The sequence below is a fragment of the Enterococcus sp. E4-150 genome (assembly GCF_035726465.1).
Taxonomy (GTDB): domain Bacteria; phylum Bacillota; class Bacilli; order Lactobacillales; family Enterococcaceae; genus Enterococcus_B; species Enterococcus_B faecium.
This window is the reverse complement of the sequence record NZ_JAPRGK010000027.1, coordinates 1-12,740: the sequence shown is the minus strand read 5'-3', so window position 1 is coordinate 12,740 and position 12,740 is coordinate 1. Positions and strand designations below refer to the sequence as shown.

Sequence of the window (12,740 nt, the reverse complement as noted above, 5' to 3'; positions counted from 1 at the left end):
GTCTTTAGAATTTCTGTAGTAAAATCGTTCATATGGAAGTCCTCTTTTCTGTGAATGTGTTGTGGTAACTCTATTCTACAGAAGGGACTTCCTTTTTTCTATTTACACAAAATATTTTACACTCTCATACCACTAAACGTGTATCATTGATTAGTTTTCTTTTATTCATTACTTTTAAATATTTATAGTCATAGATAAGCTTCATGTAGGAATTCGTCAGCCGCGTATTATTCTACATGGAGTTTAATTTTTGTATGGTGATCCAGTCAAACTTTATTTAGGATAGAACGTGTAAGCCATGATATTTTTAGAGAATATACGGTTTAAGATATTGAAAGCTGTTCTCAATTTTTTAATTTAAAAAATTTGAAAAAGCGTTTGATTATTTATATTACGACTTAGTGCAATAAAAAACGCATTTTAACAGTACATGTAGTCGTCTTTATAATAGATAAACTCTGTAATATTAGTTAAAAAGCTATAAGTTGCACTTAGTTAAGTGCAAACATTTCATATTGTCGTTAGTTTAGAAAACGCTTATATTAGCAATGTAAGGAGAGATGATAATGCAGCAGCTAACAAAAAGAGAAAGGCAGCTTTTGATTTACTTGGTGGAAATGTCTGAACCGGTAACAATCAAAAAGTTGGCTGAAAAAGAAAATGTTAGTGTTCGGACGATAAAATACGATCTAGATGATATAAGAGAGTGGCTGAATGAGCGGAAGCAAGTCCTATATAGCAAACGTAGTCAGGGAATTTGGATGAATATTAGTAGCTCTGATCGAATCAAATTAAAAAGCGAATTGATGGATGTTAATCGTTTTGAAATATTTGCAGATCAAAGTCTCCGAATCAAACGTTTACTAATTATGCTTTTAGTAACAAAAGAAGCTATTACTGGAATGAAAATGGCCAACGCATTAGATGTCAGCAAAGATACGATCATGAATGATTTAGATGTGCTGGAAAATAATTTTCTTAAGGAAGGATTGACCTTGAATCGTCAGGCGCGAAAGGGTTTTTGGATCACAGGAGAAGAACGTCTAGTTCGATTAACGATTGAAGAGATTCTTCAAAAAGAGTTCACGGATTATGACATTTATAAATTAATGTCATTGTTATTGAATGGCGGTGAGACTGAATACTTTGAAATGTATTCTGCTACAGCTACACCTATCCAAGAGGTATTTAATCAAGTAATCATTCGAATGCGGCACTTACTGGAATTTGAAAATCTAGAGAAACTGAATTACGCGGAATTACTAAATATTCTGATTCGAGTGACAATTGCTACCGTTCGCTTACGCAAAGAGGCTACGATTGGTCGTTATCAATTGGTTGCTGAACAAGAATTAGACAAAAACGATCTTTCTTATCGCGTCATGCAGCAGGTCTTTGATTATTATCAGTTGCCACTGTTCGAGGATGAATATCATTATATCTATAGTGATACATTCGACACGATTCACCAGCAAGACGTTATGAAACTAGTTGAGAATGTGATTTATAAAGTAAGTAAAGCAATCAATCATTCTTTTTATCAAGATCCACAATTGTTGACGAATCTGTATGCTCATTTATCTATGCGATTATCGAGAAAGAAAAAATTTGTCAATGAATATAATCCTTTTAAAGAAGATATCAAGCAGAAATACCCGGAATTATTTGATGCAATCAAGCAAGCAGTTCGACAAGAAATAAGTGAACAAAATATTCTGATCAATGATTCTTTCGTGGCATATATTGCCTTACACTTTTTGGTTTCCTACGAAAGAGAAGAAGATCTACGAAGCGTTAGAGCCGTCTACATTTGTTCAACAGGGTTGGGTGTGACTAGTCTGATCAAGCAAAAGATCAATGAAGAATTAAATAATATCACTATCGTGGCATTTGCTTCAGTATTGAATGCGCAAGAAATGATTGCTACCAAAGATCCTGATTTGGTGATTAGTATTTTTCCAATCAATGGCATCGATCGTCCTTTCATCAAAGTCCATCCATTACCCACTGAACAGGACTTGAAAAAAATTCAACAAATAATAAAAAAAATACTTGCTTCTTCCAATCAGCAGGAAAGGCATAACTTGAATCTTAGAGAAACGTCCATCAATAAAGATACTTTAGAAGACTTTAGCAAGGAATTGATTTTGAAAGCTTATACGATTTATGAACGTTTACTTGTCATTTTGGAAGCAGAATTGATCCAAGAATATCGAGAAGCTTTTTTGCTTCATGTATTCTTAATGGTTCATCGTATCACATTTGATCAACAATATATGGCAGAAGGTCGTCAAGCAGACCAGATTATTTTAGACAAAGGAACACTGGTAGGAAAAATCGAAGCAGTTTTTGCAGAAAATAATTTAGGAATCAATCAGTCAGAAATCAGTGCATTATTCTCATATATAAAAGAAGGAGCGTCAAGTTAGTGAAAATGTCAGACGAGGCTTTAAAAATTATCGAGGAAAGTCAAAATCGGGAAAAGTTAAAACAAGTGATTGATCTAATTGAAGAGCGATTAGCAGAACATGCTATTGTACCAACCGAGTTGCAGTGGACCATTCTAATTAATCACTTGAATGAGATGCTGAAACGTTCTCAAAGAAAGGAAACGATTCCCGTAGTCGATCGGGATTTGTTCAAAGAAGTATCCAAAGAAGCCATAACTATTTCTGATGAAATAGTTAGAAGTATCGGTAATTTAACCGAGGATGAAATATATGTTTTGTCGATTCATTTTGAAACAGCAAAAAATAATTAATATTTAGGAGGAAACAATCATGATTAAAGTAGTTATTGCAGACCGTATGGGTAAAGGACAAAATGTGGCCAAAGGGGTAGAAGCAGCTGGCGGAAAAGCAGTTGTCGTACCAGGAATGGGGGCAGATATGCGTTTGGGCGATGTGATGCAACAAGAGCATGCAGATATGGGTATCTCTTTTTGTGGTAGTGGTGGTGCAGGTGCATTAACAGCAGCAACAAAATATGGCTATCCAGAACGACATGGTATGCGTTCGATTGAAGAAGGGATCACAGCTATCAAGGATGGCAAAACTGTTCTAGGTTTCGGCTTTATGGATCAAGAGGAATTAGGGAAACGTCTGACAGAAGAATTTATCAAAAAGCATGGAAAATAGAAAGAGGGACATGAAATGAGCGTTCAAAAGACAATTCAGCAAAAAGTTATCGTCTCCGGTAAAGGGGAAACAAAGCAACATGCTTTTGCATCAGCGTTAGCAGAAATTCAAAACAAAATAATGGAACAATCAAACGTATTATTGCGAATCGAACCAGTCAATGTGGATATTTTAAAGGCGGTCGAAAACAAATACACAGAACGCTTTCTATTTTTCTTCTTCCCACGGCAACGTATTAGCTATGAAGTCGAACTCTCTGTTACTGTGGCTGTAACAGAAATAAAATTGGCAGACATATCGTTCAGCCAGCAAATGACTGAAGATCCAAATGGGATTGCCATTCCATTTGTAACTAAAAAAATCTAATTTTGAATCATAAGGGGGAAAGAATAACGTGGATTTCGTAATCATTCTAGTCAAATCGGTCATTATCGGGGGATTACTTGGTTTTGCAGCATCTGTCGGGGCAGCTCGAATGTTTCATGCACCTAATACACAAGGTTTAGGAGCTTTTAGAACATTAGGCGAAATGAATGCCTGCATGGGTGATCCAGCTTCTCATTTTTCATTTGGTTTAGGCTTTTTCTTTAATGCATGGGCTTCTTCAGTTGGTGCTGGTGCATTCACACAAGATGTGACGCATCGAATCATTCCCAATTGGGCAGCGGCAGCACTTCTAGCAAAAAACAAAGATGTCACCCAGACCATGCATGATCCGAAAAAAATGGGGATCATTGGAGCGGTTATCGGGGCAGTGGTGGTAGCCTTCTTAAACACAACAGCTGCAGCAATTCCAGAGGCGTTACAAGTGACGGCGGTTTCCGTTTTGGTACCAGCAGCGACGATTCTGATCAATACAGTAATGCCAGTTATTTTTTGGTTGGCAGCTTTAGACGCAGGGAAACGAACTGGTTTTTGGGGCACTCTTTTTGGTGGTATCGCGCAATTGATTATGGGAAATGCGGTACCTGGTGTTGTTCTAGGAATCTTGATTGGTAAAGGCGTCGATGAGAGCGGTTGGAATCGCGTCACGAAGAGCATGATGATCGCTATTGTTTTATTATTTATTTTCAGTGGATTTTTCCGTGGATTTGATATGGAAATGATCAAGAGCTTCCAGCTTCAAGTGCCTAATTGGCTTGATAACTTGCACAACATCTTTAGTGTGAAATAGGAGGAGAATCATGGAGACAACAGAAGAACAAGCAAAAGTATTAGAAGCAAAGCGGCAAAAGAGCTTTTGGTTTGCAGACTGGTCTTTTCCGCTAATCGTAGGAATTATGTCCGCTGCTGTATTTGCAGGAACACACATGTATGTGATGTATGGTGTGGGTGCATTCAATGAAGTTTCGATCGTGGCGATGTTAAAAGCCGGGCTGGATGGCGGATCCTATGGCGCAGCGGCAGCGTTTGGTGCTAGTTTCTTATTTGCCAGAATTTTAGAAGGCTCTTTAGTTGGGATCTTGGACTTAGGCGGTTCGATCCTAACTGGGATCGGAATTGGGGTACCAGCAATTCTCTTAAGTATGAAAATAGCGGCACCAATCGATAATTTTGCACTCTCTTTATTGACTGGTTTGGTTCTAGGTTTGATTGTTGGTGGCATCATTGTCTTGATTCGTAAATTTACGATCAATCAATCAAATTCCACTTTTGGTGCTGACGTCATGATGGGGGCAGGAAATTCATCTGGACGTTTTTTGGGTCCATTAATTATATTAAGCGCGTGTGCAGCATCTATTCCAATCGGCATTGGCGCTACATTAGGAGCACTAGGATTCTATGCTTGGAAAAAACCAATTGCTGGAGGTGCTATTTTAGGAGCAATGATTTTAGGAGCAATCTTCCCGGCAGTAAATTAATAGAAAGAGGGTCATTAAATGTTTGATACTTTGATTAAAAATGGAAGGTTGGTTGATGGATCTAAAATAGAGGTCGCTATAGAAAAAGGCATGATTAAAGCAGTTGCAGCAGAAATAAATCAGCCGGCGCAAGAAGTAGTTGACTTGGAGGGAAAGTATTATTTATCCGCTGGGTGGATCGATGATCATGTCCACTGCTATGAAAAGATGAATCTTTATTATGACTATCCTGATCAGATAGGGGTCGAAAAAGGTGTGACGACGGTCATTGATGCTGGAACTACGGGAGCAGAAAACATCCGTGAATTTTATCAATTGACGAAATCGGTCAAGACAAATGTGTATGCGCTAATGAATATCTCTAAATGGGGCATTGTCAAACAAGATGAACTTGCTGATCTAACAAAGATTCAAGAAGATCTAGTAAGTACTGCGTTAGCAGAACTGCCGGAATTTATTGTCGGGATCAAAGCAAGAATGAGTAAGACAGTTGTTGGTGAAAATGGCATTAAGCCATTAGAATTAGCTAAAAAAATCCAGACAGAAAACAATGATCTGCCATTGATGGTTCATATCGGTTCTGCACCTCCTGAGTTAGAAGAAGTATTGTCAAGAATGGAAAGAGGCGATGTATTGACCCATTGTTTTAATGGAAAACCAAACGGTATTTTAGATCCAAAGACAGATCAAATTAAAAACTTTGTCTGGGATGCTTACAATAATGGTGTTGTCTTTGATATTGGACATGGGACGGATAGCTTTAATTTCCATGTGGCAGAAACCGCACTAAAAGCAGGAATGAAAGCTACCTCTATTAGTACGGATATCTACATCCGCAATCGTACAAATGGCCCAGTTTTTGATCTAGCAACTACTTTAGAAAAATTGAGGGTAGTCGGCTATTCTTGGGAAGAAATCATTGAAAAAGTTACAGCAGTTCCTGCACGGAATTTTCATTTGAAGAATAAGGGCCAGTTAGCTGTCAATTATGATGCAGATTTGACGATATTTGAGATTGTTGAAAATGAAAAGGAATTGAAAGATTCCAACGGATTTACACGTATAGCTAAAGAACAAATTTTACCGATTAAAACAATTATTGGAGGCGTCATATATGACAATTAGCTATGGAAAGTTTGATTTAAAAGAAGTCATTAATGCATCGGGAAAAATGACGATCCTAGGGGTTTCTAAGGTATCTGAAAGTGTCCTAGCAGCACAACGATTTGGAGGCGAGCATTTTTTTGAGATGAGTGATCTTGCCATCAAAACCGGCGCTTATCTTTCTCAATTACTGAAAGTGGAAGATGCGCAAATCGTTTCTTCTGCTTCAGCAGGGATTGCTCAATCTGTTGCTGCTTTAATCGGACAGGGCGACATGTACCATGTCTATCATCCCTATACAGAAAAAATCGCTAGACGGGAAATCATCATACCTAAGGGACATAATGTAGATTATGGGACACCGGTTGAAGTAATGGTTGCTCAAGGTGGAGGAAAAGTCATAGAAGCTGGCTATGCAAATATGTGTACACCGGAACATGTTTCCATGATGATTACGGAAAAAACTGCTGCGCTTCTATATATTAAAAGTCATCATGCAGTTCAGAAAAGTATGCTGACGGTGGCAGAAATGGTAGAAGTTGCCAAAGCTCATCGTTTGCCATTGATCGTTGATGCAGCTGCGGAAGAAGATTTATTCAAATATAGCGAAATGGGCGTTGACTTAGTGATTTACTCTGGGGCAAAAGCAATCGAAGGTCCGAGTGCCGGACTGGTCATAGGAAAAAAGAAGTATATTCAATGGATTCGGCTACAGTCTAAAGGTATTGGCCGAGCAATGAAAATCGGTAAAGATAATATTTTAGGCTTTACCCAGGCACTAGAAGATTATTTAAAAAATGGGAGCGAATCCGGTGACTCCATGAAGCAACGATTAGCGCCTTTTGTTAACGCAATCAATCAACTTCCTGACCTTTCAGCGAAAATAGTTCAAGATGGTGCCGGCAGAGATATTTATCGAGCAAGTGTAACGATTAATGGCGATAAAAGTGCGAAAGAAGTCATTCAGGAATTAAAAGCACGAAATCCAGCAGTCTACACCCGAGAATATCAAGCAAATAACGGAATCATTGAGTTCGACATTCGTTCTGTCAGCCAAAACGAAATGGAAAAAATTATAAAAAGATTGAGAGAAATCATGTAGGAGGCTTTTAAATTGTCAGTTATCCCAAATTATTATAAAAATCGTGTATGTTTAAATGTATTAGCTCATTCAGTTGAAAATGCAAAAGCATGCTATGAAGCAGCGGAAGGGCATGTCGTACTAGGTGTGCTATCGAAAAATTATGCTAGCGATGAAGCAGCAATCGAAGATATGAAAAGGTACCAAGACGCAACCAATAATGCGTTGTCAGTTGGATTAGGCGCTGGAGATCCAAACCAAAGTCAGATGGTTTCGCGTTTATCTGGGGTTTTACAACCACAACATGTCAATCAAGTATTTACTGGCGTGGGGACTTCTCGTGCTTTATTGGGCCAAAATGATACAGTCATCAATGGATTGGTTTCACCAACAGGTAAGATCGGCTATGTCAATATTGCTACAGGTCCGTTAAGTTCACAAGCGCCAGCAGCTGAAGTGCCTATTGAAACTGCCATTCAAATGCTGCAAGACATGGGAGGTACTTCAATCAAGTATTTCCCGATGAAAGGCTTAGCACATAGGGAAGAATTTAAAGCAGTTGCGGAAGCTTGCGCAAAATATGAATTCTATTTAGAGCCAACAGGAGGAATTGATCTTTCAAACTTTGAAGAAATTCTGAAAATTGCAATTGATGCAGGTGTAAAAAAAGTGATTCCTCATGTTTATAGTTCAATTATAGATAAAGAAACAGGAGATACGCGTATAGGAGACGTAAAGATACTATTAAGCATGGTAAAAAAAATTATTCACTAACTCATTAGAAAATAAGAAGCTTATTCCAGAATGAAATTAAATGGAATAAGCTTTTTATAATTAATTACGGAAATTGTTAATGTAGATAATAATTTAGATGTACGTAAGCAGAAGTACAGAAATGTAAGATTTTCCAATATTATTTTATTCAACATAATAAATCGTATATCAATTTTTTTAGCGAAATTTCTATTTATTCCAAGAATTTCAGTTATTACGGAATCATTTTGTGCTTAATAAAAAGAAACCGTTTTTATATACTGTAAATGTAGAAAGAAAGGCGGTAGGAAAATGAAAAAAATTATTGCAATCACATCCTGTCCAGTTGGCATTGCCCATACATACATGGCAGCAGAAAACTTAGAGAAAGCGGGAAAAGCTGTTGGCGTCGAGGTAAAAGTCGAAACACATGGTTCTATCGGTATCGAAAATGAATTGACTGCAAAAGATATCGAAGAAGCAGCTGGTGTAATCATCGCAGCGGATACTAAAATAGATAAATCACGATTTGGCGGCAAACCATTGATAACCGTAGGCGTGCAAGAAGGAATCCATCATGCAGATGAATTGGTAGGAGAGATTTTAGCAGGAAAAGCGCCAGTCTATAAAAGTACGGAGGCAATTATTTCTTCCGAAAATAAAAGTGAATCAGAAAATTTAGGTAAAAAAATCTATAAGAGTTTGATGAATGGCGTTTCGTACATGGTACCTTTCGTAGTTACAGGAGGGTTATTGATCGCGATTTCTTTAACATTAGGAGGAACAGCTACACCTGAAGGGATCAAGATACCAGAAGGAACGATTTGGGCAACGATGAATAGTATCGGAAGTATCGCTATGGGGTTGATGGTTCCAATTCTATCTGCATTTATTGCGCAAAGTATTGCAGATCGTCCAGGACTTGTTCCTGGATTTGTTGGTGGGATGTTAGCGGCAAACGGAGCATTATATGGTAGTGATGCGAATGCGGGATTCTTAGGCGGGATCATCACTGGATTTTTAGCAGGATTCATTGCTTTAGGAATCAAGAAAGTGCGAGTACCGAAAGCTTTACAATCGATCATGCCAATTATTGTTATCCCAATTTTAGGATCATTGGCAGTTGGTTTTGTGTTTATCTATGTTATTGGAGAACCAGTAGCTCTTCTATTTAGTTCATTGACTCACTTTTTAGCAGGGATGCAAGGAGGAAGTGAAATTGTTCTAGCTATGATCTTAGGAGCGATGATTGCTTTTGATATGGGGGGGCCGTTCAATAAAGTAGCCTTTTTGTTCGGATCTGGCTTGATTGCAGAAGGCAATTATTCCATTATGGGGCCAATTGCTGTAGCTATCTGTATCCCTCCATTAGCATTGGGGCTGGCATCATTGATTTTAAAAACCAAATTTACGAAAACAGAACGAGAAGCTGGTAAGGCGTCCTTAGCAATGGGACTGTTTGGGATTACAGAAGGCGCTATTCCGTTTGCTTCAACAGATCCACTACGGGTGATTCCAAGCATTGTAGTCGGGGCAATGACAGGAAGTGTGATCGCGATGCTTTCAGGAGTGACAGATCATGTAGCTCATAGCGGTCCGATCGTAGCGGTTTTAGGAGCAGTGGATCACGTAGCCATGTTTTTTGTAGCAGTGATTGCTGGTATTGCTGTAACCGTGCTAATGTTAAGAATCCTTAAACCGACATTACAACAAACTGCGGTTGCTGCAGCAAATGGTGTGACAGTAGCAGATCTATCAGAGACTGAAACAAGTGATGTTTATACGAAAACTGAAACTTTTGATTCTATCACGGATATTATGTCAGATGAAGCAATCGTTTTAGGTGAAACAGCAACAACAAAAGACGGAGTAATCGAAGATTTAGTCCAACGTTTAGAAAAAACAGCGGCGATCACAGATAAAAACGGGTTTAAAGAAGTCATCTATGATAGAGAAAAGGAAAGTACGACGGGAATCGGCATGGGAATCGCTATTCCACACGGAAAATCAGCTTATGTTCTTAAACCAACAGTGGCATTTGCCAGAAGTCAATCTGGGGTAGATTGGCATTCTTTAGATGGAAAACCTGCACATATGATCTTTATGATTGCTGTACCTGAAAACAGCCAAGGTGATATGCACTTGAAAATACTGCAACGTCTATCACGTAAATTGATGGATGATGACTTCTGTCAAGCACTGATGGAAGCGCCAGATAAAACAGCAGTTCACCAATTATTAAGCGAAATGTAACATAAGATGAAAAATCGACCGTGATGAGACATAATAGATGTGTTATCATGATCGATTTTTTATTTAGAAGGGAGTTTCTGCACATTATGAATCAGCGTCAGCAATCTTTGATCTATCAATTAAGTGAGAACAATAATTATATAACAACAAAAAAGCTAGCAGAGCATTTCCATGTGTCAGAAAGAACGATTCATAGCGATTTGAATACCATTGAAACTTGGTTGAGAGACAAACATCTGCCTTTAATGTTTGAAAGAAAAAAAGGTACAGGTATCTTGTTGAATGGACTGCCTCATGAAAGGGAACAACTGAAACGAGCGCTTAATGAAGAGACTCAAACAGAAATGGATAAAAAACAGCTTCGTCAGTTATTGATTTTCCATCTGCTAGTAGCAAAAGACGGATTTAGTCTTGAAGAACTTTCAGAAAAACTATATGTTGGAAAACGTACGATTCGTAAAGAATTGACAGAGTTGCAAAGCTTTTTTGAGTATCACCATTTACAGCTAGTATCCAAAACAAAACTAGGAACTTTTCTTAAAGGAGATGAACAAGAAAAAAGACAGTTGCTTGTTAAGACATTACGAAATATGCAGAAAGAAGATCCGCAAAGTCCGTCGTTGAAAGAATTCTTCGCTAAAGATACATTAAAAGTTATCCAACATACATTACAAGATATTTTTTATGAAAACCATTTAGAACAGCCGAATGGACTGGCTAGTGTGGAGATTCACATCTACTTTATGCTCGAGCGAATGAAACAGTACCAGAAAGTGAAATTAAGTAAAGACGAAAACGAAGTCGTGGAACACACCCAAGCACAAAAGTTAAGTAGTCAGATATTAGCAAAACTAGCCACCATCTATCCAATTGAATTTTCTCCTGATGAAATCAATTATCTGGCTTTGCGTATCGCCAATCTTTTTACAAATTCACAAGCAGCCACACGTTTTCAAAAGGAATCTAGCGCACTTGCTGATCATTTGATCGAACAAGTGGAACAGTTTCTAGGCTATTCATTAAAAGAAGATCAGCTACTAAAACAAAATTTAAGGTCTCATTTATCTTCAACTTATTTTCGACTCCATTATGGTTTGCAGATTTCTAATCCATTGACGAAAAATGTGTTTAGTACGTACACACAACTTTTCTTAGTTTTACAGTTAATTTTAGAAGATTATTTTGAAAAGGAAAATTTTTATGTTCCACAAGAGGAGACAGCTTATTTAACGATCCATTTCCAAGCAGCGATCGAGCGACACAAACATCAGAAAAGTAGAAGATATCAAACGGTTTTAGTTAGTGAATATTCAAAAGCTATGGCTACTTTTCTCGAAGCACGGCTGAACAGAGAACTTCCAGAATTAACGATTATGGATCTAGTTGAATATAAGCCAGAATTAAAGAGGCAAGATTTTCCCTCTGTTGATTTTATCTTGGCTACGTTACCATTTAAACATATAAGCATTCCAGTAATCGAGATCTCACCAATGATCACAGAAACTGATCTAGCCTATTTGACAAAATATATGCTGGAGCATGTGCCTATCAAGAAGAAAAAAACATTTGATCTAGCAAGCTTTACTCATCCATTTCTGATCTTTCCTCAACTTGAACGGACAGACCCAGCCGATATTTTAAACTTTATGGGAAACGTCTTAGTGGAACATCATTATGTGGAGCCGGAATTCATCGATTCTGTCTTGGAAAGAGACAGTCACTCCAGTACTAGAGTAGCCCCATTTGTAACGATCCCTCACGGTAATCCGCTGTATGTGAAGCATTCGATGATTTCTATTGCTACAATGAAAGAACCAGTCCTATGGCACGGGGAACAGATACGTATCGTACTGCTATTAGCAATAAAGAAAAATGATTTGAAACATGCAGAGTTCAAAAAAATATTTTCTGTTATTCACTATTTAGAAAAGCAGCCAGAACAAATGGCTCAGTTGATGCAATCCAATCATCCGCTAGAAATCTTAACGTTGTTATCTAGTTATGAATAAGTAGCGATTAAAAAACTGCCTTTATATTTATAATAATTCTATCTATTTATTTGGAAGTAGAAAACTAAATACAAAAAAAGAGGATGTGGCCAAAGTTGTGGCACATCCTTTTATTTTGAGTTTCTTATAATTTTTTATAGTTGCTTACGATGTCTTGACTACTGGTAAACGGTGTTCAAGAGACAATTTGTCGGCAATAAGGCACAATTTTGTAAAATATGGAAAGCTATTTTTTTAACATTGTTTCTTAGTGCTTGAAAAATCATTTTGAATACTTCTTTATACGATCGATGTACGTTGATTTAAGTCTAAAACTTTTCTTTTGATTCCTTCTCTGACTTTTCTGAATTCCGCTAATATTTCTTCTTCGCTCCCGACAGCTTGTGCAGGATCTTTTAGGTCCCAGTGAAGGTGTTCGTGATTGTTTGGAACGGCAGGGCACTTGTCTTTGGCATCACCACAAAGTGTAATGATCAAGTCTGCCTGAGTAAAGTAATCTCTATCAATCAAATCAGACGTCTGTTTGGAAATATCGATGCCG

General features: G+C 37.7%; 12 protein-coding genes. 11 read left to right on the top strand and 1 reads right to left on the bottom strand.

What is annotated here, in order from left to right:
* The first annotated feature begins 566 nt into the window (after positions 1-566).
* The 11 genes from OZ002_RS12825 (at position 567) to OZ002_RS12775 (ending at position 12,199) form a co-directional block, all read left to right on the top strand.
* On the top strand, positions 567-2,429 hold the full coding sequence (locus tag OZ002_RS12825; RefSeq protein WP_002334339.1) for a BglG family transcription antiterminator: 1,863 nt from the start codon (positions 567-569) through the stop codon (positions 2,427-2,429).
* Positions 2,429-2,761 (top strand): PRD domain-containing protein, encoded by a 333-nt coding sequence (locus OZ002_RS12820; RefSeq protein WP_002306983.1) that lies wholly within the window; start codon positions 2,429-2,431, stop codon positions 2,759-2,761. The genes OZ002_RS12825 and OZ002_RS12820 overlap by 1 nt, the downstream gene beginning before the upstream one ends.
* Positions 2,762-2,780: 19 nt before the next feature.
* Entirely contained in the window at positions 2,781-3,137 is a 357-nt protein-coding gene (locus OZ002_RS12815) for a glycine-rich SFCGS family protein (RefSeq protein WP_002288314.1), read from the top strand.
* Positions 3,138-3,152: 15 nt separating this feature from the next.
* Positions 3,153-3,503, top strand: coding sequence for a DUF4312 family protein (locus OZ002_RS12810; protein ID WP_002288312.1), 351 nt, complete (start codon positions 3,153-3,155; stop codon positions 3,501-3,503).
* 28 nt (positions 3,504-3,531) lie between these two features.
* On the top strand, positions 3,532-4,311 hold the full coding sequence (locus OZ002_RS12805; RefSeq protein WP_002288309.1) for a DUF4311 domain-containing protein: 780 nt from the start codon (positions 3,532-3,534) through the stop codon (positions 4,309-4,311).
* A gap of 10 nt (positions 4,312-4,321) precedes the next feature.
* Positions 4,322-4,999, top strand: coding sequence for a DUF4310 family protein (locus OZ002_RS12800; protein WP_002296962.1), 678 nt, complete (start codon positions 4,322-4,324; stop codon positions 4,997-4,999).
* Positions 5,000-5,017: 18 nt separating this feature from the next.
* Complete coding sequence (locus OZ002_RS12795; RefSeq protein WP_002288305.1) at positions 5,018-6,124, top strand: amidohydrolase/deacetylase family metallohydrolase; 1,107 nt, start codon at positions 5,018-5,020, stop codon at positions 6,122-6,124.
* Complete coding sequence (locus OZ002_RS12790) at positions 6,114-7,205, top strand: DgaE family pyridoxal phosphate-dependent ammonia lyase (protein WP_002288304.1); 1,092 nt, start codon at positions 6,114-6,116, stop codon at positions 7,203-7,205. The genes OZ002_RS12795 and OZ002_RS12790 overlap by 11 nt, the downstream gene beginning before the upstream one ends.
* 12 nt (positions 7,206-7,217) lie before the next feature.
* On the top strand, positions 7,218-7,958 hold the full coding sequence (dagF, locus tag OZ002_RS12785; RefSeq protein WP_002288301.1) for a 2-dehydro-3-deoxy-phosphogluconate aldolase: 741 nt from the start codon (positions 7,218-7,220) through the stop codon (positions 7,956-7,958).
* A 291-nt stretch (positions 7,959-8,249) separates the two neighbouring features.
* Entirely contained in the window at positions 8,250-10,190 is a 1,941-nt protein-coding gene (locus tag OZ002_RS12780) for a PTS fructose transporter subunit IIABC (protein WP_325083455.1), read from the top strand.
* Between the two features lie 86 nt (positions 10,191-10,276).
* Positions 10,277-12,199, top strand: coding sequence for a BglG family transcription antiterminator (locus OZ002_RS12775; RefSeq protein WP_325083454.1), 1,923 nt, complete (start codon positions 10,277-10,279; stop codon positions 12,197-12,199).
* A 279-nt stretch (positions 12,200-12,478) separates the two neighbouring features.
* On the opposite strand, the gene OZ002_RS12770 is transcribed toward OZ002_RS12775, so the two are convergent.
* Positions 12,479-12,740 (bottom strand): arsenate reductase/protein-tyrosine-phosphatase family protein (locus tag OZ002_RS12770; RefSeq protein ID WP_114635127.1); only part of this gene is annotated, 262 nt, incomplete at its 5' end.

Excerpts from the sequence above, each read along its gene's own strand:
- OZ002_RS12800 (WP_002296962.1), top strand. The coding sequence starts at position 4,322 with ATGGAGACAACAGAAGAACAAGCAAAAGTATTAGAAGCAAAGCGGCAA.
- OZ002_RS12810 (WP_002288312.1), top strand. The coding sequence starts at position 3,153 with ATGAGCGTTCAAAAGACAATTCAGCAAAAAGTTATCGTCTCCGGTAAA.
- OZ002_RS12780 (WP_325083455.1), top strand. The coding sequence starts at position 8,250 with ATGAAAAAAATTATTGCAATCACATCCTGTCCAGTTGGCATTGCCCAT.
- OZ002_RS12825 (WP_002334339.1), top strand. The coding sequence starts at position 567 with ATGCAGCAGCTAACAAAAAGAGAAAGGCAGCTTTTGATTTACTTGGTG.
- OZ002_RS12775 (WP_325083454.1), top strand. The coding sequence starts at position 10,277 with ATGAATCAGCGTCAGCAATCTTTGATCTATCAATTAAGTGAGAACAAT.
- OZ002_RS12795 (WP_002288305.1), top strand. The coding sequence starts at position 5,018 with ATGTTTGATACTTTGATTAAAAATGGAAGGTTGGTTGATGGATCTAAA.
- OZ002_RS12790 (WP_002288304.1), top strand. The coding sequence starts at position 6,114 with ATGACAATTAGCTATGGAAAGTTTGATTTAAAAGAAGTCATTAATGCA.
- OZ002_RS12815 (WP_002288314.1), top strand. The coding sequence starts at position 2,781 with ATGATTAAAGTAGTTATTGCAGACCGTATGGGTAAAGGACAAAATGTG.